Source organism: Sphaerisporangium aureirubrum (genome assembly GCF_042658925.1).
GTDB lineage: Bacteria > Actinomycetota > Actinomycetes > Streptosporangiales > Streptosporangiaceae > Sphaerisporangium > Sphaerisporangium aureirubrum.
Map to the genome: position 1 here is coordinate 45,913 of NZ_JBHSRF010000043.1, position 26,814 is coordinate 72,726.

Sequence of the window (26,814 nt, forward strand, 5' to 3'; positions counted from 1 at the left end):
TCTCGCGTCAGGTCACCTCTTGCCAGACTGACTGGTTAACCAGTTAGTCTGGAGGCGAGGGTCTGCAGCCACAAGGCTCTCAGGCCAAGTTTTCCAGGTCGTTACGGGTGAACGGAACCCGCGAATGTGGCAGGAAGGGCCCGGCCAGTGGACCGGAGAGCGGACATCGCACCGCGCAGCACCTACGACGCCATCATCGTGGGCGGCGGGCACAACGGCCTCGTCGCCGCCGCCTACCTCGCCAGGGCAGGTCTACGGCCCCTCGTACTGGAGTCCCGCGCCGTGACCGGCGGGGCGGCCACCACCGAGACGCCGTGGGGACCGGAGTTCAAGGTCACCGCCCTGTCCTACGTCATGAGCCTCATGCCCCCGACCATCGTCAACGGCCTGAGACTGCCCGAGCACGGTTACCGGGTGGTCCCCATGGGCCCCGACTTCATGCCCTTCCCCGACGGCAGGTCGCTCCTGCTCACCGGGGACGAGGCTCACGACCACACGCAGCTCGCGGCCTTCAGCCGCCGCGACGCCGACGCCATGCCCCGCTACGAGGCGTGGCTGCGCGGCGTCGGCGACGTGCTCGCCCCGCTGCTGATGAAGACCCCGCCGAACATCGGCTCGGCCCGGCCCCGCGACCTGATCGAGCAGCTGCGCCTGGCCTGGGCCATGCGCGGCCTGTCCACCCGCGGCACCGCCGACGCGGTCCGCCTGTTCACCATGTCCATCTCCGACCTGCTGGACGAGTGGTTCGAGTCGCCGCAGGTCAAGGGCACCATGGCCATCAACGGCGTGATCGGCACCTGGGCCGGTCCCGCCGAGCCGGGCACGGCGTACGTCATGATGCACCACACCATCGGCGACGTCGGCGACGGCAAGATGGGCGGCTGGGGCTACCCGATCGGCGGCATGGGCGCGGTCTCGGCGGCGATCCGCGGCTCGGCCGAGGCGTTCGGCGCGCACGTGCTCACCGACGCGAAGGTGGAGCGCATCCTGGTGCGCGGCGGCCGGGCGAGCGGGGTCGCGCTCGCCGACGGCCGCGAGTTCACCGCCCCGGTGGTGGTCGCCGCCACCCACCCGAGGATCACCTTCCTGGAGCAGGTGGAGCGCGCCGAGCTGCCGGACGACTTCGTCACCGACATCGAGCGCTGGCGGTCCCGCAGCGGCGTGGTGAAGATCAACATCGCGCTGTCTGCGCTGCCCCGCTTCACCGCGCGCCCCGACCTGGCGCCGGAGCAGCTGAGCGGCTCGGTGGAGCTGTGCCACGACCTGGAGTACGTCGAGCGCGCCTTCCAGGACGCCCGCGAGGGACGCCCGGCCGCCGCGCCGTTCTCCGACAGCGTCATCCCGTCCGTCCTGGACCCGAGCCTGTGCCCGGAGGGCACACACGTCATGTCCATGTTCACCCAGTGGGTGCCGCACACCTGGTCCGCCGAGCCGCACCAGGCCGAGCTGGACGCCTACGCCGACCGGGTGATCGGCCTGTACGACGACCTGGCCCCCGGCTTCAAGGCGTCGGTCCTGCACCGGCAGGTGATCGGCCCGCACCAGATGGAGCGGGAGTACGGGCTGATCGGCGGGAACATCTTCCACGGCGAGCTGTCCACCGACCAGCTGTTCCACCTGCGCCCGGCCTCCGGTTACGCCGACTACACCACGCCGGTCCGCGGTCTCTACCAGTGCTCCTCCGCCACGCACGGCGGTGGCGGGGTCACCGGCATCGCCGGATACCTGTGCTCGAAGCGAATCCTGCGCGACCGGAGGTGGCGTCGATGACCAACTCGGCCCGGGGGCGCACCGCCCCCCTCGACCTGGACCAGGTGCGGGCCTGCATGAAGGCGCCGGGCACGATGCTGCCCGCCGCCGCGTACCTGTCCGACGACGTGCTGGCGTTCGAGCGGGAGGTGATCCTGTCCGGCGGCTGGGTGTGCGCCGGGCGGTCCGCCGACCTCGGCCCGCGCTCGCGCATGGCGGTCGCGGTCGGCGACGACAGCGTGCTGCTGGTGCGCGACGAGCACGGCACCCTGCGCGGCTTCTACAACGTCTGCCGCCACCGCGGCCACGAACTGCTGCCGTGCGGCTCGCGGGCCACCGGCCGCCTCATCGCCTGCCCGTACCACAACTGGGTGTACGACCTGAAGGGCGCGCTGCACCGCCTGCCCCGCGACCACGGCGACGCCTACGACACGACGGGGCTCGGCCTGGTGCCCGCCGTGGTGGAGGAGTGGCACGGTTTCGTCTTCGTCAACGCCTCCGGCGACGCGCCGCCGCTGCGGGAGTACCTGGCCGGCCTGGAGGAGATCGTCGCGCCGTACGAGATGGAACGCCTGGTGGTGGCCGCCACGCACGAGTACGACCTCGCGGCCAACTGGAAGCTCGCCGTGGAGAACTACCACGAGTGCTACCACTGCCCGGCGATCCACCCGGAGCTGTGCCGGGTCTCCCCGCCGGACAGCGGCGACAACTACCCGCCCACCGGGCTGTGGGCGGGCGGCAGCATGACCCTGGTGGACGGCGCCGACACCATGTCGATGACCGGCGCGTCCGGCGGGACGTACCTGCGGGGGATCGTCGGATCGCTGCGGCGCAAGGTCGAGTACATCCAGCTTTTCCCCAACCTGCTGATCAGCATGCACCCCGACTACGTCATGACCCACGTGCTCGAACCGGTCGCCGCGGGGCGTACCAAGGTCACCTGCCAGTGGCTGTTCCCGCCGGAGGCGGCGGGCACCGACCCGTCGTACGCGGTGGACTTCTGGGACGTCACCAACCGGCAGGACTGGGAGGCGTGCGAAGGCGTGCAGCGCGGCGTGGCCTCACGCGGCTACGTGCCGGGCCCGCTCGCCCCCGAGGAGGAGGTCACCTACCAATGGATCGCCTGGGTCGGCGCCGCATACCTGACCGGCCGGTTGCCGGCGGTCGAAAGGAACGAAGATGTCCGTCGCCAGTGACTCCATCGTCGAACGAGATCTGAGCCTGCTGGACCGCCTGATCGCCGAGGAGGAGGCCGTCTTCCTCTCCCGCACCGCCGAGTCGCGCCGGGTCCGCGCCGCCAGCTCCGACGTGCTGCCCGGCGGCGTCGCCTCCAACTGGCAGGACGCCCCGCCCGGCGCGGTGTGGGTCTCCCACGGCACCGGCTCGCGGCTGGTGGACGTGGACGGCACCTCCTACGTCGACCTGCACGGCGGCTTCGGCGTGGGCCTCGCGGGCCACGCCCACCCGGCGATCGTGGAGGCGGTGTCCGACCGGGTGCGCCGGGGCACGCATTTCGCCCAGCCCACCGGGGACGCGGTCGTGGTGGCGCGCGAGCTGGCCCGGCGGTTCGGGCTGCCGCTGTGGCGGTTCGGCAACTCCGGCACCGAGTCCACCATGGACGCGGTCCATCTGATGCGGGCCGTCACCGGCCGAATGAAGATCATCAAGGTGGAGGGCACGTACCACGGGCACCACGACAGCGTGCAGGTGTCGGTGTACCCCGACCCCGTGCTGTCCGGCCCCGCCGAGCGCCCCTACTCGGTGCCGGTGGGCCGGGCCGTGCCGCCCGCCCTGGCGCAGCTGACGCTGGTGGTGCCGTTCGGCGACCTGGAGCCGGTGGAGCGGCTGCTGGTGGAGAACCCCGGCGAGATCGCCGGCATGATCATCGAGCCGATCATGATGAACATCGGCCTCATCTCGCCGCCGGACGGCTACCTCGCGGGACTGAAGCGGCTGCTGCACCGGCACGGCGCCTACCTGGCGTTCGACGAGGTCAAGACCGGCCTCGCCGTCTCGCCCGGCGGGGCCACGCAGTGGTCCGGGGTGGTGCCCGACCTGATCTGCCTGGCCAAGGCGCTGGCCGGCGGCATCCCCTGCGGCGCGATCGGCGGGGTGCCCGAGCTGATGAACAGGATCGCGGACGGCACCTACGAGCAGGTGGGCACGTTCAACGGCAACCCCCTCACCATGGCCGCCGCCCGCGCCATGCTGCTCGACGTCCTGGACGACGGGGCGTACCGGCACTTCGAGCGGCTGCGGCGGGTGATGTCCGACGGCGCCGAGGAGGTGATGCACCGGTACGGGCTGCCCGGCCACGTGCGCTCCTACGGCGCCAAGGGGGCCGTCGTCTTCAACGACCGGCCGCTGCGCGACTACCGCGACTTCGTGCTGTACCCCGACCAGTGGGGCAACGCGCACTGGCTGTACCAGCACAACGGCGGGGTGTTCCTGCCGCCGTGGGGCAAGTGCGAGCAGTGGACGGTGTCGGTGCAGCACTCCGAGGCGGACGTGCGGCGGTTCGTCGGCAACCTGGAGCGGATGGCGTCGAGCCTGCGCCCGCGGTGACCGTGTTCGCGCGGTGGGCGGCTCAGGCGGGCAGCGCGGCGAGGAGGTACGCCAGCCGGCCGGCCGCGGCTTCGATGTCGTCCACCGTGCCGAGGCGGTATCCCCAGGAGGTGACGAACGCGCCCTGGGAGCTGCACGTGACGATCTCGTGCAGGTTGCTGCTGAAGCGGTTGCGCACGCGCACGCTCGCCGGGGTGCCGTGGACGACCCTGACCGAGAGGTCGATGTGGGTGCGGGCGGAGTCCGCGAAGAGCTCAAGGGATGACATGGTGTCCAGCACCGGCCTCACCTCCGCATCATCCCGGGAGGTAAGGATTGCATGATCACGTCATTTTCGGCAAGCAATTGTGCGGATTAAGGCTCCGATTGTTTTGAGTACTCGACCAGAACGCGGACGATGAGCTCCCGCGCCTGCTCCTGGAACGCCGCCACCGCCCTCAGTTCCTCGAACGCCGCCGCGTGGAACGTGATCTCGTCGGGGTCGCGCAGCACCAGCTCCTTGGTCCGGGTGGCCACCCCCACCAGCGTCTCGTCGTAGAGCCAGAATCCGTTGAGCAGCGCGGACGGCAGCTCCGCCTCGAACGGGATGAGGCCGAACTCGACGTTCGGCAGCGTCGTCACGGCCAGCAGCCGGTCGAGCTGGCCGCGCATCACCTCGTCCGGGGCCAGCCGGTAGCGCAGCACGGCCTCGGGCATCAGGAAGTGGAACCGCCGCGCCGGGTCGTAAAGGATCTCCTGCCGGCGCATCCGCACCCGGATGGCCGCGTCGATGTCGTCGCTCGACCCCTGCACACGGCGCACCTTGGCGAAGATGTGCCGGGCGTACTCGGCGGTCTGCAGCAGGCCGATGATCAGGCCGGGCTCGAACACCCGGAGCAGGCGGGTGCGGGACTCCAGCTCGCGGACCTCCTCCTGGAGCGCGGCCAGCCCGCTCTTGTGCCGCTGCCTCCAGGAGTCCTGCCGCTCCACCAGCGTGATCGCCTGCGCGATCAGCTCGTCCATCACCTCGGACGGCGCGTCCACCGCCTGGGCCCAGACGACCACGTCCTCCTCGGAGGCGCTCTGCCGGGCGTTCTCGATGCGCGACACCTTGGACGCCTGCCAGCCGAGGCGTGCCGCGAGATCCTTGCCCGACAGTTGTGCGGTTTCGCGCAGTTGCCGAAGCTGCGTGCCCAGATGGACCCGCGCCTGCTGAAAGCCGCTCACACCTACCTCCGGCTCGGCCGTCGGACCTGCCTGAGGGTAGACCCGGGGGCCCGCTACCGCCATAGGGATCTCCCTATTCGTGATCAGAGAGATGTTCCCGCAGGTGGGGCTAGAGAAGCAGACGGCGGGCGATCTCGGTGAGCAGTTCCCGCGGCACCTCGACGGCGTCCTCCCCGTCCAGCACGTGCAGCAGGTCGGCACGGGCCTCGGGGTCGGTCACCGCCAGCCCCTGCACGACGATCGTGCCCCGGTCCGTCTCGTACAGCGACGGGCAGGCTCCGGCCTCCGACGTGGATCCTAAGAACCGCAGGCGCATGGAAGTTCCCCCGAAGGCAGTTGCCGCAATTGCGCGCAATTGTAGAGCATGTCGGCCCACTGGGTGGGTCAGTCTCCGGTCACCCCGTCCGCCATTTCGCGGAGTATGTCGATGTGACCGTTGTGCCGGGCGGTCTCCTCGATCAGATGGTGGTAGATCCATCGCAGGCTCACGTGCTCCCCGGCCCGGGTGGGCTTCACGGCCCGGGTGTCCAGGTCCATGTCCGCCAGCTGCCGCCGGTACTTCTCGCTCTGCTCCTCGTACTCACCCAGCAGCTGCTTCAGCGGGATGTCCACCCCGATGCGCATCTCCCGGTCGGGGTCCTCGTCGGTCCAGGGCCCGTGGTCGTCCTCCCCGAACAGGCGCACCTGGATCCAGGAGTACTCCACCCACCGCAGATGGCTCACCAGCCCGCTGATCGTCATCAGGGGCGACGTCGCGAGCGGCGCGCTGCGCGCGTGCTCGTCGCTCAGCCCCTCGCACTTGGCGCGCACGGTGGCGCGGGTGTAGTCGAGAAACGTCTCCAGCATCGCCCGTTCGTCCCAGGCGTCCGGCATGTCGGTTCGTGTCACGCTGGCCGAGCATGCTGGACGATCCCTCCCGTGTCCAATCGTTATTCCACGCCGCTGACGTGCCCGTACGCCCTCGCCGGCTCTCACCCGGCCTCGGGTGCCTCCCCGGGCCGCGCCGGCAGCACGTCGAAGTGGACGACGACCCTTGCCATGGCGGGATCCGGGGTGACCGGGGACTCGCCCCCCCGGCGGTCGGACAGCTCGCGGTAGACGGCGAGCACCTCGTGCACCTGGCGGGACATCTCTTCCACCTCCTCCAGGGTCAGCCGCAGTGAACGACGGGTGAGCCCGCTCGCCTCGGCCCACCCCGGCGCCAGCGTGGCCTCCTCCGCCCGCCACCGGGCCAGCTCGGCGCCGCGCTGCCGCACGAGGTGGTCCATCAGGGTCTCCACCGCCGACACCGTGTCGGCCCCGTCGTCCGGCGGCGGCCCGAAGGAGAAGCCTCCCGGCGTGACGCGCCAGTACTTCTCCTTGCCCTTGCCGAGCCCCGGAACCTGCTCGATCATCCCGTGCTTGGCCAGCTCCCGCAGGTGGTAGCTGGTCACGCCGGTGTTCTCCCGCAGCCGCTCGGCGAGCCGGGTCGCGGTGGAGGGCCCGTGCTCGTCCAGCAGCTCGTACAGGCGCAGCCGGGTGGGATGCGCGAACGACTTCAGCGCGCCCGCGTCGAGGGTGCGCGCGGAGAACGACTTGCCTTCCATGGGCGTGCACACCTATCTTTGCAAACAAACCTATGCACAGTTTTCCTTGCACAAACTCTATCGGAGGAGCCGCGATGCCCACCAGGACCTTCGCCTACCTGTGGTCCTCCACCACCCTGTCCAACCTCGCGGACGGCGTCCTGAAGGTAGGCGCCCCCCTGCTGGCGGTGACCCTGACCCGCTCCCCGTCCCTGGTGGCCCTGACCGGAGCCGCCGTGACCCTCCCCTGGCTGCTCCTGGCCCTCCACGCCGGCGCCATGGCCGACCGCCACGACCGCAGACGCATCATGATCGCCACCAACACCCTGCGAGCCTGCGCCCTGACCCTCACCGCCGCCGCCACCGCCCTCGGCCACCTGACCCTGCCCCTCCTCCTGGCCGCCCTCCTCCTGACCGGCACAGCCGAGGTCTTCTCCGACACCTCCGCCCAGTCGATCCTCCCCATGACCGTCCCCCCCGACCGACTGACCACCGCCAACGGCCGGATAGTAGGCGCCCAGACCGTGGGCAACGACTTCCTGGGCGGCCCCACCGCCGGCGTACTGGCAGCCCTGAGCACCACCGCCCTCTTCCTCACCCCCGCCACCCTCTACGCCGCCGCCGCCACCCTCCTACTGGGCATGCGCGGCCACTTCCACCCCCACTCCCACCATCTCCAGGACGTCTCGGCCGGCTCTCAGGACGTCTCGACCCGTCCCCAGGACGTCTCGACCCGTCCCCAGGACGTCTCCGCCGGTACCCAGGACGTGTCGCCGTCCCCCCGCCCCCTCCGCGCCGACATCGCCGAAGGCCTGCGCTACCTGCGCGGCCACCGCGTCCTGCGCGCCGTGGCCGTCGCCGCGGGCCTGCTCAACACCGCCAACGCCGCCTACTGGGCCGTCTTCGTGCTGTGGGCCGTAGGCGACGACTCCCCGATCGGCCTGACCCCCGGCGGCTACGGCCTCGTGATGACCGCCATCGCCACCGGCGCCCTCCTGGGCTCCCTGACGACGGCCCCCCTCCTGCGCCTGCTCGGCGACAAGCCCACCCTCCTCGCCACCTGGCTGACGAACAGCCTTCTCCTTCTAACCCCCGTCCTCCTCCCGCACCCACTCCCCACCTACACCGCCGCCGTCCTCATCGGCATCACCGGCGCCATGTCCAACGTCATCGTCGTCTCCCTGCGCCACCGCCTCATCCCCACCCCCCTCCTCGGCCGCGTCAACTCGGCCTACCGCCTGATCGGCATGGGCGGCATGCCGATAGGTGCCGCGGCGGGCGGCCTCCTGGCGGACCTCACCACCCTTCCCACCGTCTTCCTCACCTCCGTGGCCATCTGCCTGATCGCCGTGACCGTGATCGCCCGAGCCGTCCCCGCCGACCAGAAGCTCGTCCCCGCCTGACCGTGCGCATCGATCGGCCGGTCAGCGGAGGCGGCGCCCGGCCAGAGGCACGAGCCCCGCCAGTGACGCGATGAGGCCGCAGCCGATGGTGATGGGGACGAGTGTCGTCCAGGGCACCACGATGACCATCCGGGAGACGGCCGGGAGCAGGGCGGCCGTGACGAGTCCGAGGGTGGCGGCGACGACGGCGAAGGCGAGCAGGGCGCCGGTCGCGGTGACGAGGACGGCCTCGCGGCCTACGATGCGCCGGAGCTGGCGGCGGGTGGCCCCGGCCAGGCGGAGTGCGGTGAGATCTCCCGAGCGGCCGCTGGTGGCCATCAGCTGGGTGTTGGCGACGGAGACGCCGGTGTAGGCCAGGGCCATGCCGATGATGGTGAGCAGAGCGAGCCGGGCCAGGCGGTCGAACTCGGCGTCCAGGGTGGACAGGTGGTCGCCCGCCGAGACCAGCCCGGCGCCGAGGGGTCGCAGGGCCTCGCCGATGGCCGTGCGGTCGGCTCCCGCGTCCAGGGCCAGGTAGACGGCATCGGGCCGTGGCCGGGCGGAGTACCCGGAGGCCAGCGTCCAGGGGAGGACGACGTCGGGCAGGCCGAGCCGATCCTCCACGACGGCGACGACGCGCAGCCGCGCCGCGGCGCCGTCGCCGAGCCACAGGTCCGCCTGGGTGCCCACGGTCCAGCGGTGCGTCTCGGCCATGGCACGGGACACGGCGACGGTCTCGCCTGTCAGGCGGTCGAGCGTGCCGGCGACGACCGGCAGGCGGAGGACCGCCGGCGACGACGGGCCGTCGACGTACCACGCGGCGCGCTGCCTGATCATGCCGTCGCGGTCGTCGTACGCCGAGGACCGCTTCACGGGGACGGCCGAGGCGACACCGGGGGCGCGGCCGGCCTCCGCGGTGACGGCGTCGGACAGCGCCGCCGGGCCGTACGGGACGACGATCGCCGCGGCGGTGACGTGATCGCGCATACCGAGAGCCTGCGTGGCGGAGAGAGTGGCGGTGCCGGCGAGGCTCGCCCCGGCGAGGCCGATCGTCATCAGGACCGGCGTGGCGGTCGACGCGGTCCGCCGCGCGGCGGCCAGGGCGCTCTCACGGGCCAGCGACCCGGCCGGCCCACGGGCCCCCACGCTGAGCAGGCGCACCAGGGGCGGCGCGAGAGCCGGCAGCAGCAGGGCGCACCCGAGGATCAGCAGCATGGCGACCACGAGCAGGTACGCGGCACCCTCCGGGGCCCTCAGGAGCGGGGCGAGCGGTACGGCGCCCGCGACGCACGCCAGTCCGCACACCCAGCGGGCCGGTGTCATGGCCCGCGACTCGGCCGCGCTGTCGCGCAGCGCCTCGACGGGCCGCACCCTGCCCGCGCGCCTGGCCGCCGCCCACGCCCCGATCACCGCCATGACCAGGCCGAGCGCGAACGCCGCGGCCAGGGGCCACCAAACGACGCGTGCGGTGAAGCCGTCCGGGGCGAGCCCGGCGTCCGCGAGCCAGTGGGCGAGCGGCGGCGCGATCACGACCCCGAGGACGCAACCGGCCACCCCGCCCAGCACGCCGACGCAGCACGCCTCGCCCAGCACCAGCCTGCGGACCTGCCGCGGCGTGGCTCCGGCCACCCGCAGGAGCGCGAACTCCCTGCGCCGCTGGTTGACGGTGAAGGCGAAGGTACCGGCCACCACGAACGCGGACACGAACGCGGAGATGCCCGCCATCTCGCCCAGCAACGTGCCCGCGGCCAGCATCAGGCCCTCGTCGGGGTCGGGCTCTGCGGCCCGGCGGGCGTCGCCGGTGAGGACCCGCAGGGCCGGCCGGCCGGCGAGCGCCGCGCGTACGCCGGTGGCGAGCGCGGCGGCATCGGTTCCCGGCGAGGCGAACAGGGCGACCGCGGCGATACGGCCCCGCGACAGCCGCAGCGCCGTCGCATCCGTGACGTACAGCACGGGCGGGGCATCCGACCTGAGCACGCCGCTGACGGTGAACCTCCGGGCACCGTCCACCGTGTCCACGGTGACCCGATCCCCTGGCCGGTGTCCCGCGGACGCCGCCACGACGATCTGTTCGCCGGTCACGGGCGGCTCGCCGGAGACGAGCGAATACGGGTGGACGGCCGCGGCGGTCCACGGGTGCGCTTCGCTCGCCTGGCCGAGCCGCGCGTGCCCCGCGCGATCCACGATGACCCGGCTCGCACCGTCCACCCCGGCCAGCCGGGCGGCCGCGTCCGCGGGCACGTGCCCGCGCTCCTCCGGCGGCAACGCGGTACCGCCGACCGCGCGGGGGCCCGCGACGACCACGTCAGGACTCACGTACCACCGCGGCGGCCGGTCCGGTGCGCCGTACGCCGAGGCGAGCGCCAGCCCGGCGGCGGCCGACAGCGCCACCCCCAGTGCTACGGCGAGGATCGAGCCGGCGAGACCGGACCACCGGCCCGCGAGAGACCCGCGGATGACGCCGATCACGACGCCGTCTCCAGCCCGGTCATCCGCTCCGCGACCACCCGTGGCGTGGGGGCGGCCAGCTCACCGGCCAGGCGGCCGTCACGCAGGAACACCACGCGGCCGGCGAAGGACGCGGCGAGCGGATCGTGGGTGACCATGACGATGGTCTGCCGCCTCTCGTCCACCATGGACCGCAGCAGCCCGAGCACGGCCCGGCCCGCGCCGGAGTCGAGGTTGCCGGTCGGCTCGTCGGCGAAGAGCACCTGCGGCCCGGTCACCAGTGCGCGGGCGACGGCGACCCGCTGCTGCTGCCCGCCCGACATCTCGCCGGGGCGATGCCGGGCCCGGTCGGCCAGCCCGACCGCGGCCAGCACCCCGGCCGTGACCTTCCGGCTCGGGCGCCGCCCCGCGAGCAGCAGCGGCAGCGCCACGTTGAGCTCGGCGTCCAGGAACGGCAGCAGGTTGAACGACTGGAACACGAAGCCCACGTGGTCACGGCGGAGCAGGGTCAGCGCCGTCTCGCTCAGGTCGCCGAGCCGGACCCCGCCGAGCAGCACATCGCCATCTGTCGGCCGCTCCAGTCCCGCCGCGCACTGCAACAGGGTCGATTTTCCCGATCCCGACGGCCCCATCACCGCGGTGAAGCTCCCCTTGGGGAAATCCACGCTCACCCCGTCGAGTGCGTTCACCGCCGCCTGACCCGTGCCGTACACCTTGCGCACCGCCCGCAGCCGGACCGCGGGCTCCTCATCGTTCGTCACGACCATCAGCGTCGCGGGCGTGGCTCCTCACCGTCACTGGCACCCGCTTCACCATCGGTGGTAGTGCAGGCGTTACCGCGGATCGGCCCGGTTGCCCGTACCGTCTGAATGGTCATGGACACCAGCCGGGACAGTGCGACGGACACGGGCTGGCGGGCGCTGGCCGGGCATCCGGTACGCCTGCTCGCCTCGTCGTGGCCATGGCGATCCGTCGCGTACCTGCTGACCGGCTGGATCGGGGCGACGGTATGGGTGATGAGCGCGCTCGGGCTGATCCTCGTCCCGGCGCTGGGCCTGGCCGTGCTGTTCACCGGCATCCCGCTCGGCGCGCTGGAACGGTGGCGGCTGCGGCTGGTGAGCCCGCACCCCGTCCCTTCGCCGCACGTGCGGCCCGCCAGGCCGGGGCCCCTGGGCTGGGTCGGCGCCCGGATCCACGAGACCGCCACCTGGCGGGAGCTCGGGTACGCGATGCTCTTCTCGCTCGGGCTGGCCTGGTTGGACGCCGCCGTCGGGCTGCTCGCCGGCTGCGTGCTGTTCCTGGTCGCCTTCCCCGCCCTGGTCCACCTCGTGCCGGCGTACCAACCCGAGGCGATCTTCGGAATAGTGGCCGCCCGGCTGCCCGACGCCTTCCTCGCCACCGCGATCGGCGTGCTGATCCTGCCCGTCGTGGCCTACCTGATCACCGCGTACGCGGCCGGCAGGTCCGTGCTGACCCGCGTCCTGCTGGGCCGTCCCGACGGCGAGGACCCGGCGATGGTCGAGCTCACCCGCTCCCGGGCCCGCATCATGGACGCCATGGACGCTCAGCGCCGCCGCATCGAACGGGACCTGCACGACGGCGCCCAGCAACGGCTCACCGGCCTGATCATGACGCTCGGGATGGCCCGCCTGGAACTGGCCGACGCCCCACCCGCGGGTCGTGGCCTGGTCGACGCGGCGTACCAGCAGGCCAGGACGGCCCTGGCCGAGCTGCGCGACCTCGTCCACGGCATCCACCCCCAGGTGCTGACCGACCGCGGCCTGGAACCCGCCGTCGCCGAACTCGCCGAACGCTGCCCCGTTCCCGTCGACGTCGACCTCGACCTGCCTCACCGGCCCGCCGAACCCGTCGAGGCCGCCGCCTGGTTCATCGTCAGCGAGGCCCTCACCAACGTCGCCAGGCACAGCGACGCGCGCCACGCCCGCGTCACGGCACGCCGGCGCGGTCACCTGCTCGTCCTGGAGATCCACGACGACGGCCGCGGCGGCGCCGACCCCGGCGGCGGCACCGGGCTGGTCGGCCTCGCCGACCGCGTCTCCGTCCTCGGAGGCCGGATCGCCCTCACCAGCCCCGCCGGCGGGCCCACCGTCCTGCGTGTGGAGCTGCCATGCGGATAGTGCTCGCCGAGGACTCGGCGCTGCTGCGCGAGGGGCTCACGCACATCCTGACCCGGTTCGGCCACCGGATCACCGCCGTGGCCGACGCCGCCGGCCTGGTCGCGGCCGTCACCGAGGACCCGCCCGACGCCGTCGTCACCGACATCCGCATGCCTCCCGGCTTCCGCGACGAGGGGCTGCGCGCCGCCCTGGACCTGCGGCGCGGCCACCCGGGGCTGCCGGTGCTGGTCCTGTCCCAGTACGTCGAGCACACGTACGCCACCGAGCTCGTCGAGTCCGGCACCGCCGTCGGATACCTCCTGAAGGACCGCGTCGGCGACGTCACCGAGTTCCTCGCCGCGCTCGACCAGGTCGCCGCGGGTGGCACCGTCATCGACCCCGACGTCGTCCGCAAGCTGCTCGACCGCCGCCGGATGCGGCTCCCGCTGGAACGCCTCACCGCCCGCGAGCGTCAGGTCCTCGCCCTCATGGCGGAAGGCCGCTCCAACTCCGCGATCGCCCGCCGGCTCACCGTCTCCGACGCGGCCATCGCCAAACACGTCAACAACATCCTCGCCAAGCTGGACCTTCCACCGGCCACCGACGACCACCGCCGCGTCCTCGCCGTCCTCGCCTACCTCCAGGCCTGACGCGCCACGGGTGGCGGGAGGGGCACGAGGCGGCCGCGGAGTTCCTCGGCCAATCCTTTGGCTTGGGGGTCGAGGCGGGGGCTGGCGGCCACGCCACGGCCCAGGAGGCCGTGGATGACGAAGTTGAGGGCCAGGAGGTTGGGGAGCTCGTGGCGGTCCACGATCAACGGCGCCGTGTCGGGGAGGAGTTCCTTCAGGCGGCCGGTGGTGAGGTAGGTGGTCAGCCAGGCGTATTCCTCGGGGGTGCGGACCCAGACGCCTAGGTTGGCGTTGCCGCCTTTGTCCCCGGAGCGGGCGCCGGCGACGGTGCCGAGCGGGGCCAGGCGGATGTCCGTACCGGCCGGTTCCTCGCCGTACGGCGGCGCCGGATTCGCCGTACCACGTCCCACCGTCTCGGCGCCGGAGAACTCGGCCTGGTGGGTGGAGGGGGCGAGGGCGGGTGCGGTGGGCTCGGCCTGGTGGGGGGAGGGGCTTTGGATGGGGTGGGTGGACAGCCAGGCTTGGGGGTCTATGGCGTGGGAGGGGATGGTGGTGGGCCAGTAGATGCCGTAGGGGGTGGCGTCGCCGGGTGGGGTCAGGGCGTAGAAGCCGGGGTAGCTTGCGAGGCCGGTTTCCACTACGGCGGAAGAGAAGGTGCGGCCGGCGGTGTGCTGGTCTGCTGACATGACGGTTATGCGGAGGAGGGCCATGCCGGAGGGGGTGGTGGGGGTCAGGTCGACATGGACCTGGTCGAAGCTTTCCCGGGGAATACGGGTGAAGATGGCCTCCTCGGCGAGACGGGCCTTGGCTTCGATGTTCAGGCCGGTCAGGACGAGGGTCATGGTGTTGCGGTAGCCGCCTAGGTAGTTCAGGGCGACCTTCAGGGTGCCGGGGGGCGGCTCGCCGCGTACGCCTGAGACCCGGACGCGGTCCTCGGCCACCTGCTCCAGGCGGATCGTGTCGAAGCGGGCGGTGACGTCGGGGCCCAGGTAGTGAGGGGAGGCGATCTCGTAGAGGAGCTGGGCGGTGACGGTGCCGACGGAGACCTGGCCGCCGGTGCCGGGGTGCTTGGTGATGACGCTGGAGCCGTCGGGGTGGAGTTCGGCGATGGGGAAGCCGCAGTGGGGGAGGTCGGGGATCTCCTCGAAGAAGGCGTAGTTGCCCCCGGTGGCCTGGCAGCCGCATTCGATGATGTGGCCGGCGACCACCGAGCCGGCCAGGGCGTCCAGGTCGGCGGGGGTCCAGCCGTACCGCCACATGCCGGGGCCGGTGACGAGGGCGGCGTCGGTGACCCTGCCGGTGACCACCACGTCGGCGCCGGCCTCCAGGGCGGTGGCGATGGGGCGGCCGCCCAGGTAGGCGTTGGCGGTGAGAGGGGTGGCGGTCAGGGCCTCGCCGGTGTCCAGGTTGATCATGGGGCCCAGGTCGGTGCCGGTGGCCAGGAGGTCGTCACCGGTCACGTGGGCCACCTTGGGGTGCAGGCCCAGGCGGGTGGCCAGGCCGGTGATGGCCTCGGCGCATCCGGTGGGGTCCAGGCCGCCCGCGTTGGAGACGATTTTTATGCCTCGGTCCAGGCAGGTGCCCAGGACCTGTTCCATCTGGGTGAGGAAGGTCCGGGCGTAGCCGGGGCGGCCCTTGAGGCGGTTGCCCGCCAGGATCAGCATGGTCAGCTCGGCCAGCCAGTCGCCGGTGAGGACGTCGATGGGCCCGCCCTCGACCATCTCCTTCGCCGCCGACAGGCGGTCTCCGTAGAAACCGCTGCAGTTGGCGATGCGCAGGGGGCCGCCGGTCATGACGGCTCCTCCGCGGGGATCCAGGAGGCGGGGCGTTTCTCCATGAAGGCCCGGATGCCTTCCTGGCCCTCGGGGGAGGTGAAGCGCTCGGCGGACAGCTCGGACATCCGGCGCAGTCCCTCGTCCACCGGGAGGGCCGGGACGGTGCGCACGAGTTGTTTGGTGATGGCCAGGGACTCGGGGCCGCCCCTGAGGAGCATCCCGGTGTAGTGGCCGACCGTCGTGTCCAGGTCCCCGGCGGGGACGGCGCGGGTGAGGAGGCCGATCTCCACGGCGCGGGGGGCGTCGAAGACCTCGCCGGTGAGGAAGTACTCGGAGGCCGCGCGCGGGTCCAGGCGGCGCAGGACGGTCACGGCGATCATCGCGGGGACCACGCCCAGCCGGACCTCGCTGAACGCGAACGTCGCGGAGTCCGGGGCGACGGCGAAGTCGCACGCCGCCACGAGGCCCAGGCCGCCCGCCCGCGCGGTGCCGTTGAGGCGGCAGATCACGGGCTTGGGGCTGTCCCAGACGGTGCTCAGGATCCGGGGGAACGCGCCGGTCACGGGGGCCCCGGAGGGGGCCTGCTCCTTGAGGTCGGCGCCGGAGCAGAACACCGGGCCGGTGGCGGTGAGGACGAGCACGCGGACGGCGTCGTCGGCGAGGGCCCGTGCCAGGGCGTCGTCCAGTTCGCCGAGCAGGCGGGTGGACAGGGCGTTGCGGTTGGCGGGGGAGTCCAGGGTGATCGTCGCCACCCCGCCGCCAGTCTCCAGACGGACGAGCATCACGCCTCCTCGATGACGGCGAGCACGGCGCCCGCGTCGACCTGGCGGCCGGGGGCCGCGTCCAGGGTGGCGACGACGCCCGCCGCGGGGGCCCGGATCTGATGCTCCATCTTCATCGCCTCCAGGGTGAGGATCGTCTGCCCGGCGGTGACGGCCGCACCGGGGGCGACCTCGACGCGCAGCACCGTACCCGGCATGGGGGCGAGCAAAGACCCGGGGGCGGCGCTCACCTCCGGCTCCGGCAGCCGGGGCAGCGGCGTGAGCCGCACCGACCCGAGCGGCGAGTCGACGAACAGCGTGTCGCCGTAGCGAGCGGTGGCGAAGCGCCGCACCACCCCGGCCACGTCCAGCACCACCTCCGACGAGGTGGCCGACACCAGCCGCACGTCCTCGAACCCCTCGGCCGTCAGCCCGTCCCTGGTGAGCCGGTAGGCGATCTCGATCCGCCCGCCCGGCCCGTCGAACGCCGTCCGCTGCGGCTGCGACACCACGTTGCGCCACCCGCTCGGCAGCCCCCCGAGCACCGGCGCCGCCTCCCGCCCGGCGGCGGCCATGGCCAGCGCCCCGGCCAGCGCGGCCGGTCCCACCGGCCCGGCGGGCGGGGAGAGAAGGTCGTGCCGGGTCAGGAAGCCGGTGTCGACCGCGCCGGACAGGAACGCCTCGTGCCGCAGCAGGGCCACCAGCAGGTCCCGGTTGGTGGTGGGGCCGTGCACCCGGGCGCCGGCCAGCGCCGCCGCGAGCCGCCGCGCCACCCCGGCGCGGTCCGGGCCGCAGACGATCACCTTGGCCAGCATCGGGTCGTAGTGCACCCCGATCTCCGACCCGCTCTCCACCCCCGAGTCCAGCCGCAGCCGGTACACCCCCGGCCCGCCGCCGGGGACGGCGAACTCGGCGTCCACCCCGGGCACCTCGAACCGGTGCAGGGTGCCGCTGTGCGGGCGCCACCCGTCGGCGGGGTCCTCGGCGTACAGGCGCACCTCGATGGCGTGCCCGGCGGGCTCGGGCGGCTCGCCGGGCAGCCGGGCGCCCTCGGCGATCTCCAGTTGCAGCCGCACCAGGTCCAGCCCGTAGACGCACTCGGTCACCGGGTGCTCGACCTGGAGCCGGGTGTTCATCTCCAGGAACGCCACCGTGTCACCGGACGGCCCGGCCTTGACCAGGAACTCGACGGTCCCCGCCCCGACGTACCCGATCGCGGCGGCGGCCCTGGCCGCGGCCTCCAGCAGCAGGGCCCGGGTGCCGGGGGACAGGCCGGGCGCCGGGGTCTCCTCCAGCACCTTCTGGTGCCGCCGCTGGACCGAGCAGTCCCGCTCGCCGAGCGTCCACACGGTGCCGTGCGCGTCCGCCAGCACCTGCACCTCGATGTGCCGGGCGTCCTCCAGCAGGGGCTCGGCGAACACGGCCCCGTCGCCGAACGCCGAACGCGCCTCCCGCCGCGCCGCCTCCAGCGCCTCCGCCAGCCCGGCCGGGTCGCGCACGATCCGCATCCCGCGCCCGCCGCCCCCCGCCGACGCCTTCACCAGCACGGGGAACGCGATGCCGTCCGCGCCGTCCGTGAGCGGAAGGGACGTGAGCACCGGCACCCCGGCCCGCTCCATCAGCGCCTTGGCCTCGATCTTGGAGCCCATCGCGGCGATGGCCTCCGGCGGCGGCCCCACCCAGGTCAGCCCGGCGTCCAGCACGGCCCGCGCGAACTCCGCGTTCTCCGACAGGAACCCGTACCCCGGGTGCACGGCGTCCGCCCCCGCCGCCCGCGCGGCCGACAGCAGCGCGGGGACGGAGAGATAGGTGTCGGCGGGCCGCGCCCCGGGCAGCCGCACCGCGTGGCCGGCCTCGGCGGCGTGCGGCGCCGCGGCGTCGGCGTCGGAGAAGACGGCCACGGTCTCGACGCCGAGCTCGCGGCAGGTGCGGAAGATCCGGCGGGCGATCTCGCCCCGGTTGGCCACCAGCAGTCGCTTGATCATCACGTTCACATCCGGAAGACGCCGAAACCGGCGGGGGCGGGGGCGGGGGCGTTGCCGATGGCGGACAGGCACAGGCCGAGCACGGTGCGGGTGTCCCTGGGGTCGATCACCCCGTCGTCGTACAGCCGCCCGGACAGGAAGAACGCCAGCGACTCGGCCTCGATCTGCGCCTCCACCATCTGCCGCATCGCCGCGTCGGCCTCCTCGTCGTACGCCTGCCCGCGCGCCTGCGCGGCGGCCCGCCCGACGATGGACAGCACCCCGGCGAGCTGCGCGGGTCCCATCACGGCCGACTTGGCGCTCGGCCAGGAGAACAGGAACCGGGGGGAGTAGGCCCGCCCGCACATGCCGTAGTTCCCCGCGCCGTAGGAGGCGCCCATGACGACGGTGAGGTGCGGCACGGTCGAGTTGGCCACCGCGTTGATCATCATGGCGCCGTGCTTGATGATGCCGCCCTGCTCGTACTGCTTGCCCACCATGTAGCCGGTGGTGTTCTGCAGGAACACCAGCGGGGTCCGTGACGCGTTGGCGAGCTGGATGAACTGCGCCGCCTTCTGCGACTCCTCGCTGAACAGCACGCCCCTGGCGTTGGCCAGCACCCCGACGGGACGGCCGTGCAGCTCGGCCCAGCCGGTGACCAGCCCGGCCCCGTACAGCGGCTTGAACTCGTCGAACTCGCTGCCGTCCACGATCCGGGCGATCACCTCGCGCGGGTCGAACGGGATCTTGAGATCCTCGGGCACGATGCCGAGCAGCTCGTCCTCGTCGTAGACGGGCGGGGGCCCCGAGAGCGCCGGGACCCTGCGCCGGTTGAGGCGCCGGACGATACGGCGCCCGATCCGCAGCGCGTCGTGCTCGTCGGCGGCCAGGTGGTCGGCCAGCCCGGACACCCGGGCGTGCATCTCGGCCCCGCCGAGCGACTCGTCGTCCGACTCCTCCCCGGTGGCCATCTTGACCAGCGGTGGCCCGCCGAGGAACACCTTGGCCCGGTCCTTCACCATCACCACGTGGTCGCTGAGCCCCGGCACGTACGCGCCCCCGGCGGTGGAGTTGCCGAACACCAGGGCGATCGTCGGGATGCCCGCCGCCGACAGCCGGGTCAGGTCGCGGAACACCTGCCCGCCGGGGATGAAGATCTCCTTCTGGGTGGGCAGGTCGGCCCCGCCGGACTCCACCAGGTTGATCAGCGGCAGGTGGTTCTCCAGCGCGATGTCCGAGGCCCGCAGCGACTTGCGCAGCGTCCAGGGGTTGGACGAGCCGCCCCGCACGGTCGGGTCGCTGGCGACGATCACGCACTCGACGCCCTCCACCACGCCGATCCCGGTGACCACGCTGCCCCCCACCGGGAAGTCGGTCCCCCAGGCGGCCAGCGGCGACAGCTCCAGGAACGGCGAGTCCGGGTCGACCAGCAACTCGACACGCTCCCTGGCGAGCAACTTGCCCCGCGCCCGGTGCCGTTCGACGTACTTGGCCCCGCCCCCCGCCACGGCCTTGGCCTGTTCGGCGCCGAGGTCGGCGAGTTTGGCGAGCATGGCCGCCCGCCTGGCCGGCACGCCGGGGTCGGCGGCATCGAGCCTGCTGTGGATCACGCGTGTCTCCTGGAGATCGTTCTCCCGAGGCAGGCTACCCGCAGTGCGACCAGCCGCTCTGCCAGGAGGTGCCCCCGTAGCTCCCGCCCCAGATCACGCAGGCCTTCTTCGCGGCGAGCCGCACTGGCCCGGCGTAGGCGGCGAACAAGCCGGAGTCGGAGGCGGAGGTGCCGCCCTGCACGCGTAGCACCGCCGACATCTTGATCTTCTGGGGGACCACGTTCTTGGAGAGGGTCACCACGCAGTTCTTCCCGGTGGCGCCGTTGAACATCAGCACGACGGTGGCCTGTGTCCCGAGGGGGTGCGCGTCGACCCTGCTGAAGCCGGATCCGCAGACCACCGCCGCGGTGTACGGGTTGGGGGACGGGGAGGGCTTGGGCGTGGGGGTCGGCTTGGGGGTGCCGGACGGCTTCGGGGTGGGGGTCGGTGTCTTGGTGGCGCCCGGCGTCCTGCTCGGGGTGGCCCGTGGGGTGCGTGAAGGCGTCCGGGTGCGGCTCTGCGTGGGGCGGGGCGGGCGGGAGGCGGGGCGGGTGACGGCGGGGGCCGGTGTGCGGAGCCGCCGGGCCGGTGTGGTGGCCGGTGGGTCCGTCGTCGGCTCGCCGCCCTCGACGCCCGCCACCACGGGCGGGTTCGGCGTGGGGGTGGTGCCGCCGGTCCGCAGGGCCAGGGTGACGCCCGCGGTCAGTCCCGCCGCGACGACGGCCGCCGCGACGGGCAGCAGGATGGGCCGCAGCCGCCGGGGCTCCCTCGGCGGCGGGGGCGGGGTGAACGTGCGGCCCATCAGGTGGGAGACCACCTGTTCGGCCGTGGGGCGGTGCGTGGGGTCCTTGGCGAGGCAGGCGGCCACCAGGTCGCGCAGCGGCCCGTCGAGGGCGCCGAGGTCGGGTGGCTGGTGCAGGATGCGGTTGATCACCGCGGGGATGGAGTCGGCGCCGAACGCGGGCCGCCCGCCGGCCGCGTAGACCATGGTGACGCCCCAGGCGAACACGTCCACCGCCGGGGTCAGCGGCGCCCCGCCGAGCTGCTCGGGGGCCAGGTACGCGGGGGTGCCGAGGGCGTCGGCGGTGAGGGTGGCGCCCGGGGTGTCCAGGGCGCGGGCCACGCCGAAGTCGATGACGACGGGACCCTCCGGCCCCATCAGCACGTTGGCGGGCTTGAAGTCGCGGTGCAGGACGCCGGCCCGGTGGATGGCGGCGAGCGCGGTGGCCGTGCTGACCGCCACCCGGTCCAGCGCGGCGCCCCGGCGCGGCCCGTCCCGCTCGACCAGCAGCCGCAGCGACGGCCCGGGGACGTACTCGCTGACGATGTACGGCCGGTCCCCGGCGACGTCGGCGTGCAGCACGGGGGCGGTGCAGAACCGGGCGACCCGCTGGGCCACCGACACCTCGCGCAGGAACCGGGCCCTGGCGTCGGTGTCGGCCGCCAGGCGGGCGTGCAGCAGCTTGACGGCGACGGGCTCGTTGGCGGGCGTGCGGCCCAGGTAGACGACGCCCTGGCCGCCCTCCCCTAGGCGCCCGACGATCTCGAACGCGCCCAGGCGGGGCGGATCGTCGCCGGTGAGCCCCTGCGTCACTCTCTGCCCCCGTTATCCGATCAATCGTGACTTGTCAGCCTTGCGCACGCTATCAGCGGTGCGCCCGGGTCAGATGGCCTTGCCGGGGTTCATGATGCCCAGGGGATCGAAGACACCCTTGATCCCGCGCTCCATCTCCCCGGCCACCGGCGCCCGCTCCAGTTCCAGCCAGCGGCGCTTCAGCACGCCCACCCCGTGCTCGCCGGTCAGCGTGCCCCCGAGGGCGAGCGCGGCGCGGAACACCTCGTCGGCCGCCGCCCACACGTGCGGCGGCGGCTCGGGCAGATCCCGGTCGAAGACGAACACCGGGTGCAGGTTGCCGTCCCCGGCATGCGCGACCGTGCAGATCAGCACTCCGTGCCGCTCGGCGGCGGCCTCGATCTCGGAGATCATCCGCGGCAGCGCCGAACGGGGCACGCACACGTCCTCCACCAGGCACGCGCCGAGCCGTTCCTTGGCCGAGTACGCCAGCCGCCGGATCCCGATCAGCTCCTCGGTCTCCTCGGGGCTGGAGGAGGTCGCCACGAAGCCCGCGCCGTTCTCCTCGCACAGCTCGGCCATCCGCTCGGCCGCGCCGGGGCGGCCGTCGTCGGACTGCCCGATCAGCATGGCCCGCACCCCGGGCTCCAGGCCGATGTTCTTCCAGTCGTCGATGGCCTTCAGCGTGTTGCGGTCCATCAGCTCCAGCAGCGAGGGACGGCACCCGGCGGCGATGATGGCCGCCACCGCGTCCCCGGCCGAGCGCAGGGACGGGAACTCGGCGGCGAACGTCGCGGGCGGCGTCTCCGGCGCCCGGCGCAGCCGCAGGGTGGCCTCGGTGATCACACCGAGTGTGCCCTCGGACCCGACGAACAGGCCGGTGAGGTCGTACCCGGTCACGCCCTTCATGGTGCGCCGCCCGGTGGCCAGCACGCGGCCGTCGGCCAGCACGACCTCCAGGCCGAGCACGGAGTCGCGGGTCACGCCGTACTTCACGCAGCGCAGCCCGCCCGCGTTGGTGGCGAGGTTGCCGCCGATGGTGGAGATCTCGTAGGAGGACGGGTCCGGCGCGTACATGAGCCCGTGCGCGCGGGCGGCGCGGTCCAGGTCGGCGGTGATCACGCCGGGTTCCACCACGGCGATCTCGTCGGCGGGTGACAGCTCGCGGATCGCCGTCATCCTCGTCAGGGAGAGCGTCACGCAGCCGTCCACGGCGGTGGCGCCGCCCGCGAGCCCCGTTCCGGCCCCCCGGGGCACCACCGGAACGCGGTGCTCGGCGGCCCAGCGCAGGGTGGCGATCACGTCCTCGCGGGACTCGGCGGTGACGGCGCACAGCGGCTTGCCGGGCGGGAGAAACGTCTGGTCACGGGCGTAGGAACCGGTCACGTCGGGGTCGGTGAGGACGCGGCCCGGTGGAAGGGCGTCGACCAGGTCGGCGAGATGGTTCACGCCTGTGACTGTATGTTCCGCGCGCGGATTCGCCCACTCGGGGATCTGAGGTCCGACTCGACCAGATGACGATTTAGCAACATCCCAAGTTTACTTTACTTTCCCTTTACTTTTTCCTCTAACGTCCGCTTTGCCGATTCTGGGCGTTGTATGAGGAGGATCCCTGTTGTCACGCAGAGTCAGGCGTTTCGTCGCGGTGCTGCCGGTCCTAGGACTGGCGGCGGCGGGCCTCACGGTCACGGGTGCCGCGGCACCTTCGGCCGCTGATGGGTCTGTAGCCCGTTACCAGCCGACGGCGAGCGACTACTACATCAACTATGCCCCTCCGCGGGTGCAGGCCGAGTCGACGTCCAAGGACGCCGAGAAGGTCGACACCAAGGCCGGTAAGCGGGCAGGTGGTGCGCCTACTGCCGAGGAATTCGACAAGAAGCACAGCCTCGGTAACCCGGTCGCCGCGCGAGTGCTCACCAAGCACGAGCGCCAGGCCGTCCGTACCGGCAAGAACCCCTTCGAGTGGCTGTACAAGAAGGCCAAGACCACGCAGAAGGCCAAGCTTCTCACCCTGCTCGTGGAGTTCAACGAGAACGCCAACGACGACTTCTCGGGCTACAGCCGTCCGGTCAGCACCGACAACCCGGACGAGTGCGTCACCGAGCCGGCGGGCACCAAGCTCAACGGCCCGCTGCACAACAAGATCCCCAACCCCGCGACGGCTGCCGGCGGGGGCAAGGACAACAACTCGATGTGGGTCCAGGACTTCAACAACGCCCACTACAACGCGATGCTCTACTCCAGCAAGGGGATCACCAAGCGGGTCCGCACGGACCTCACCGACCCCCGCGATGGCAAAAAGGGCATCGACATCTCCGGCTACACCATGAAGAACATGTACGAGGAGATGTCCAAGGGCGCCTACACCGTCACCGGTGAGGCCCTGGGCTGGATCAAGGCCCCGCACTCCGAGGCCTGGTACGGCGCCGGCAAGTGCGGCGCGGCGATCCAGGACACCTCCGGCCACCCGGACAACCCCCGCGGCACCGCTCAGCTGGGCATCGACGCGGTGAACATCCTGGCCGCGCAGAACCCGAGCTTCCCCTGGGCCGACTACGACCAGGAGGACACCGCGGACGCGGACGGCGACGGCAACTTCGCCGAGCCGGACGGCGTGATCGACCACCTGGTTCTCGTGCACGCCGGTGAGGACAAGTCGGGCGGCGGCGGCGCCGAGGGCACCTACGCCATCTGGGCGCACTCCAGCGCCATCCCCGGCGGCTACACCATCCCCGGCACCAGCGTCAAGATCTCGAACTACATCGTGCAGCCGGAGGACTCCGGCGTCGGCGTGTTCGCCCACGAGTACGGCCACGACCTCGGCCTCCCCGACCTGTACGACGCCACCGGCGCCGGTGACAGCGACGTGGAGTTCTGGGACCTGATGTCGACCGGCTCGCACTCCGGGCCGATCTTCCAGTCCATGCCGACCCACATGGGTCTGTGGGACAAGTGGGTCCTCGGCTGGGCCAATCCCAAGGTCATCGAGCCCGGCACCGGCACAAAGCTGGTGACCGTCGGACAGACCTCGCGGACGCCCAAGCTCACCGAGGACGGCGTACGGGTCAACCTGCCGCCCAAGGACGTCACGCTGACCGTCCCGCACAGCGGGTCCAACGTGTGGTACTCCAGCAACGACCAGGACTGGGCCGACGTCCGGCTCACCCGCTCCATCGCGGTGCCGGCCGGCACGGACGTGAAGTTCCGCTTCTGGACCGACTACACCATCGAGCCTGACTGGGACTACGGCTTCGTCGAGGTCTCCACCGACGGCGGCGCCACCTGGGGCGAGCAGAAGATCTACGGCGCGGACGGCTCGCTGGTCTCCACCGGCGACGACTACGCCGACCCGAACAACCGCATGACCGACTACGGCAACAAGAAGTACGGTCTGACCGGTGACTCGGGTGGCTGGCAGAACTACTACGTCGACCTCGCGCCGTTCGCGGGCCAGAACATCCAGCTGCGGACCCGGTACGCCACCGACGCCGCCGCCAACGAGCGCGGCTGGTTCACCGACGACTTCTCGGTGACCAACGGCGCCACCACCGTCTGGAGCGACGACGTCGAGGCCGGCGCCAACGGCTGGACCGCCACCACCGGCACCTTCACCGACACCACCGGTGCCGGCTGGGTGCGGCACAGCGGCTTCCTGCAGAGCGCGCAGTACTACCTGGCCGAGTGGCGCAACCTGGACGGTTTCGACAACGGCCTGAAGTACGCCTACGACACCACCTGGCTGCGGGACGGCGCCTGGAAGGTCGAGAAGACCCCCTACAACGCCCCCGGCCTGCTGGTGTGGCTGCGCGACACCTCGCTCGGCTACAACAACCCGGCGGCCAACATCTGGTCGCTGCCCTCGGCGGGCGCCAAGGGTCAGCTCCTGCTCGTGGACTCCCACTTCGACCCGCTGCGCCGCACCGGCGCCGCGGCCGCGGCGGACCCGAGCACGCTGAAGAACATCCCGTCCCGTCCGCAGTCGTCCAACGCGGCGTTCGGTTTCGGCAAGACGTACTCCTTCAAGGAATGCCTCGAGTCGGCGCCGTTCGTCCAGGCCTGCACCACGTTCACCCCGCAGAACCCGGTCAAGGAGTTCACGGACGCGAAGGGCTGGTACCCCGGCCTGGAGATCCGCGACACCGGCCTGTTCTTCCGGTTCCGCGACGGTTCGACGGTCGTGCCGTCCAAGGACAACCAGCAGTACTCGCTGCGGATCGTCAACCCCGACGGCAGCCCGGCGACCGACCTGTACGGCGAGTCCGTGAACGGCTTCACCCTCGGCTCCGGGAACCCCGGCGACGAGGGCAAGCAGCTCGGCGTGAAGATCAAGCTGGTCACCCCGCTTCCGGGGAACATCGGTGTCATCCTCCAGGTGACCTCGTCCAAGTGACCTCCAGGTCGGTGACCTGAAGGCTCCGCGGGACGGGTACGGCGCGGCCGTACCCGTCCCGCTCGCTTTCCCGGCTGAATAACATGTCCCGGACAACATCTATCGGGGACGGATGATCGGTGAGCGAGTTGCGGAGCAAGGCGGACCACACCAAGGCGATCCGCGACCTGCGCCGGTTGGTCCTGGTCGTGAACACCCGGTCGCGCCGGGGACGCCATCTGTACTTCGAGGCCCTGCGGATCCTGCGGGACGAGGGCTTCCGGCCGCTGCGCACGTTCGCGGTGACCGACCCCACCCGGCTGCCCGAGATCTTCGGCGAGGCGCTGAGCCTGGAACCCGACCTGCTGGTGGTGGGCGGCGGCGACGGCAGCCTCAGCGAGGCCGTCAAGCACGTGGCGCACCGCGACGTGGCGCTCGGCGTGCTCCCGCTCGGCACCACCAACAACTTCGCCCGCAGCCTCGGGCTGCCGCTGGACCTCGGCAAGGCGATCAAGGTGTTCAGCGTGGGCAAGGTCGCCGACATCGACCTCGGCGTGGCCGGGGACCGCGCTTTCGCCAACCTTGCCAGCTTCGGGGTGTCGGTGGAGGTCGCGGGCACCGTCAAGCCGTGGCTCAAGCGCATCCTGGGCCGCGCCGCCTACCCCCTGACCGCGCTGACCGTGCTGCCCCGCCACCAGGCGTTCCGGGCGTTCATCACGGTGGACGGCCGTCGCCACGAGCTGCTCACCCACCAGCTCAACATCGCCAACGGCCGCTACCACGGCGGCTGGCAGATCGCCAAGGACATCAGCATCGACAACCGCCGCCTGGTCGCCTACCAGCTCGGCTCCGGCCGCAGACTCCGCCTGCTGGCCGAAACCCTGGTCCGCGCCACCACCGGCCGCTGGCGCAGCCTGGCAGGCGGCCCCTTCGTCACCGGCGCCGAAATGCTGATCGAAACCGACCCACCCCTACCCGCCGACGTAGACGGCGAAGTCCGCCTACGCACCCCCCTGACCATCCGCACCGAACCCAACGGCCTACGAGTAATGGTCCCCCCAGACTTCCTGGACACCTGACCCCCCACCCCCTCTGACCCCCCACCCCCTCTGACCGCGCCCC

General features: G+C 72.3%; 21 protein-coding genes. 8 read left to right on the plus strand and 13 right to left on the minus strand.

Annotated elements, in window-relative coordinates:
• Positions 1-147: 147 nt before the first annotated feature.
• The 3 genes from ACFP1K_RS25220 to ACFP1K_RS25230 are packed head-to-tail and all read left to right on the plus strand — an operon-like array spanning position 148 to position 4,314.
• On the plus strand, positions 148-1,770 hold the full coding sequence (locus ACFP1K_RS25220; protein WP_380757585.1) for a phytoene desaturase family protein: 1,623 nt from the start codon (positions 148-150) through the stop codon (positions 1,768-1,770).
• A complete protein-coding gene (locus tag ACFP1K_RS25225) occupies positions 1,767-2,945 on the plus strand; it encodes an aromatic ring-hydroxylating oxygenase subunit alpha (RefSeq protein WP_380757587.1) in 1,179 nt (392 codons plus the stop codon). The genes ACFP1K_RS25220 and ACFP1K_RS25225 overlap by 4 nt, the downstream gene beginning before the upstream one ends.
• The gene (locus ACFP1K_RS25230; protein WP_380757589.1) at positions 2,929-4,314 is read left to right on the plus strand and encodes an aspartate aminotransferase family protein; all 1,386 of its coding nucleotides are present in this window, start codon (positions 2,929-2,931) and stop codon (positions 4,312-4,314) included. The genes ACFP1K_RS25225 and ACFP1K_RS25230 overlap by 17 nt, the downstream gene beginning before the upstream one ends.
• Positions 4,315-4,336: 22 nt before the next feature.
• Here the strand turns inward: ACFP1K_RS25230 and ACFP1K_RS25235 are convergent, their stop codons facing one another.
• From ACFP1K_RS25235 to ACFP1K_RS25255, 5 genes are all read right to left on the minus strand, one after another.
• The gene (locus ACFP1K_RS25235) at positions 4,337-4,594 is read right to left on the minus strand and encodes a hypothetical protein (RefSeq protein ID WP_380757590.1); all 258 of its coding nucleotides are present in this window, start codon (positions 4,592-4,594) and stop codon (positions 4,337-4,339) included.
• A gap of 74 nt (positions 4,595-4,668) precedes the next feature.
• Positions 4,669-5,520 (minus strand): helix-turn-helix domain-containing protein, encoded by an 852-nt coding sequence (locus tag ACFP1K_RS25240; protein WP_380757592.1) that lies wholly within the window; start codon positions 5,518-5,520, stop codon positions 4,669-4,671.
• 109 nt (positions 5,521-5,629) lie between these two features.
• Positions 5,630-5,836 (minus strand): hypothetical protein, encoded by a 207-nt coding sequence (locus ACFP1K_RS25245; protein ID WP_380757594.1) that lies wholly within the window; start codon positions 5,834-5,836, stop codon positions 5,630-5,632.
• Positions 5,837-5,904: 68 nt separating this feature from the next.
• Positions 5,905-6,408, minus strand: a complete 504-nt coding sequence (locus tag ACFP1K_RS25250) for a DinB family protein (protein WP_380757596.1) — start codon at positions 6,406-6,408, stop codon at positions 5,905-5,907.
• 83 nt (positions 6,409-6,491) lie between these two features.
• On the minus strand, positions 6,492-7,106 hold the full coding sequence (locus ACFP1K_RS25255; RefSeq protein WP_380757598.1) for a helix-turn-helix domain-containing protein: 615 nt from the start codon (positions 7,104-7,106) through the stop codon (positions 6,492-6,494).
• Between the two features lie 74 nt (positions 7,107-7,180).
• On the opposite strand from ACFP1K_RS25255, the gene ACFP1K_RS25260 reads away from it, so the two are divergent.
• Positions 7,181-8,488, plus strand: a complete 1,308-nt coding sequence (locus ACFP1K_RS25260) for an MFS transporter (protein ID WP_380757600.1) — start codon at positions 7,181-7,183, stop codon at positions 8,486-8,488.
• A 21-nt stretch (positions 8,489-8,509) separates the two neighbouring features.
• Here ACFP1K_RS25260 and ACFP1K_RS25265 read toward each other — a convergent pair whose 3' ends face one another.
• Positions 8,510-10,936, minus strand: a complete 2,427-nt coding sequence (locus tag ACFP1K_RS25265) for an ABC transporter permease (protein WP_380757602.1) — start codon at positions 10,934-10,936, stop codon at positions 8,510-8,512.
• On the minus strand, positions 10,933-11,682 hold the full coding sequence (locus ACFP1K_RS25270; protein WP_449329159.1) for an ABC transporter ATP-binding protein: 750 nt from the start codon (positions 11,680-11,682) through the stop codon (positions 10,933-10,935). The genes ACFP1K_RS25265 and ACFP1K_RS25270 overlap by 4 nt, the downstream gene beginning before the upstream one ends.
• Positions 11,683-11,790: 108 nt before the next feature.
• Here ACFP1K_RS25270 and ACFP1K_RS25275 point away from each other — a divergent pair, with 108 nt between their 5' ends.
• Both ACFP1K_RS25275 and ACFP1K_RS25280 read left to right on the plus strand, forming a co-directional pair.
• Positions 11,791-13,053 carry a sensor histidine kinase gene (locus ACFP1K_RS25275; protein ID WP_380757606.1) on the plus strand — a complete coding sequence of 421 codons (1,263 nt, stop codon included), beginning with the start codon at positions 11,791-11,793 and terminating at the stop codon, positions 13,051-13,053.
• Entirely contained in the window at positions 13,044-13,682 is a 639-nt protein-coding gene (locus tag ACFP1K_RS25280; RefSeq protein ID WP_380757608.1) for a response regulator, read from the plus strand. Before ACFP1K_RS25275 ends, ACFP1K_RS25280 begins: the two co-directional genes overlap by 10 nt.
• On the opposite strand, the gene ACFP1K_RS25285 is transcribed toward ACFP1K_RS25280, so the two are convergent.
• From ACFP1K_RS25285 to ACFP1K_RS25310, 6 genes are all read right to left on the minus strand, one after another.
• The gene (locus tag ACFP1K_RS25285) at positions 13,667-15,454 is read right to left on the minus strand and encodes an acyclic terpene utilization AtuA family protein (RefSeq protein WP_380757610.1); all 1,788 of its coding nucleotides are present in this window, start codon (positions 15,452-15,454) and stop codon (positions 13,667-13,669) included. The two genes, ACFP1K_RS25280 and ACFP1K_RS25285, sit on opposite strands and share 16 nt — an antisense overlap.
• The gene (locus ACFP1K_RS25290) at positions 15,451-16,218 is read right to left on the minus strand and encodes an enoyl-CoA hydratase-related protein (protein ID WP_380757612.1); all 768 of its coding nucleotides are present in this window, start codon (positions 16,216-16,218) and stop codon (positions 15,451-15,453) included. The genes ACFP1K_RS25285 and ACFP1K_RS25290 overlap by 4 nt, the downstream gene beginning before the upstream one ends.
• A complete protein-coding gene (locus ACFP1K_RS25295) occupies positions 16,218-18,182 on the minus strand; it encodes an acetyl/propionyl/methylcrotonyl-CoA carboxylase subunit alpha (protein ID WP_380757614.1) in 1,965 nt (654 codons plus the stop codon). Before ACFP1K_RS25295 ends, ACFP1K_RS25290 begins: the two co-directional genes overlap by 1 nt.
• A 5-nt stretch (positions 18,183-18,187) precedes the next feature.
• Positions 18,188-19,714, minus strand: a complete 1,527-nt coding sequence (locus ACFP1K_RS25300; protein ID WP_380757625.1) for an acyl-CoA carboxylase subunit beta — start codon at positions 19,712-19,714, stop codon at positions 18,188-18,190.
• 91 nt (positions 19,715-19,805) lie between these two features.
• The gene (locus ACFP1K_RS25305; protein ID WP_380757616.1) at positions 19,806-21,344 is read right to left on the minus strand and encodes a serine/threonine-protein kinase; all 1,539 of its coding nucleotides are present in this window, start codon (positions 21,342-21,344) and stop codon (positions 19,806-19,808) included.
• Positions 21,345-21,413: 69 nt separating this feature from the next.
• Entirely contained in the window at positions 21,414-22,772 is a 1,359-nt protein-coding gene (locus ACFP1K_RS25310) for an FAD-binding oxidoreductase (protein WP_380757617.1), read from the minus strand.
• Positions 22,773-22,938: 166 nt separating this feature from the next.
• Between ACFP1K_RS25310 and ACFP1K_RS25315 the strand changes: the two genes are divergently transcribed.
• Complete coding sequence (locus ACFP1K_RS25315; RefSeq protein WP_380757619.1) at positions 22,939-25,713, plus strand: immune inhibitor A domain-containing protein; 2,775 nt, start codon at positions 22,939-22,941, stop codon at positions 25,711-25,713.
• A 119-nt stretch (positions 25,714-25,832) separates the two neighbouring features.
• Positions 25,833-26,771 carry a diacylglycerol/lipid kinase family protein gene (locus ACFP1K_RS25320; protein ID WP_380757621.1) on the plus strand — a complete coding sequence of 313 codons (939 nt, stop codon included), beginning with the start codon at positions 25,833-25,835 and terminating at the stop codon, positions 26,769-26,771.
• Positions 26,772-26,814: the final 43 nt, after the last annotated feature.